The following is a 456-nucleotide window of genomic DNA, read 5'->3' on the forward strand; positions in this document are numbered from 1 at the left end:
CCGACTATGCACATAGCCGCCCACCTTGGCCTGTATCGCCACATCATCAATGGCCTGCAAGCGGCCGACGAACTCCTGTTCGGGCTGATAGGGTTCCAGAACCACCTTGTCGGTAATCACCTCTATCATGGGCGGCGGCGGGGCCTCTTCAGAACAGCCGACAGCCAGGGATAATGTGAGCACAGCAAACAGGGGGCGCAGCATAGACTTAACTCCGGAGAACAGACCTATAAATGTAGCAAAAAAAAAAGGCCGCGATGCTAATGCACCGCGGCCTTTCGAGATTCGATAAGCTACTGGCTGCCGGCGACCATGTAGTCAACCGCAGCATTGATCTCCTCGTCGGAGCAGTTCATGCAACCACCCTTGGCAATCATGCCAGTGCCTGGAACACCATTAATGCCGCTGGCGTACAGCGCATCATTACCCTTGGCAATACGATCCGCCCAGGCTACA

The 456-nt window shown here is 55.5% G+C and carries 1 pseudogene; it reads right to left on the minus strand.

Annotated features, from left to right (window positions below):
- A pseudogene (locus A3709_RS12515) lies at positions 1–204 on the minus strand (hypothetical protein); the annotation flags it as partial.
- Positions 205–456 lie beyond the last annotated feature (252 nt).

The organism is Halioglobus sp. HI00S01 (genome assembly GCF_001635445.1).
Lineage (GTDB): Bacteria > Pseudomonadota > Gammaproteobacteria > Pseudomonadales > Halieaceae > Halioglobus > Halioglobus japonicus.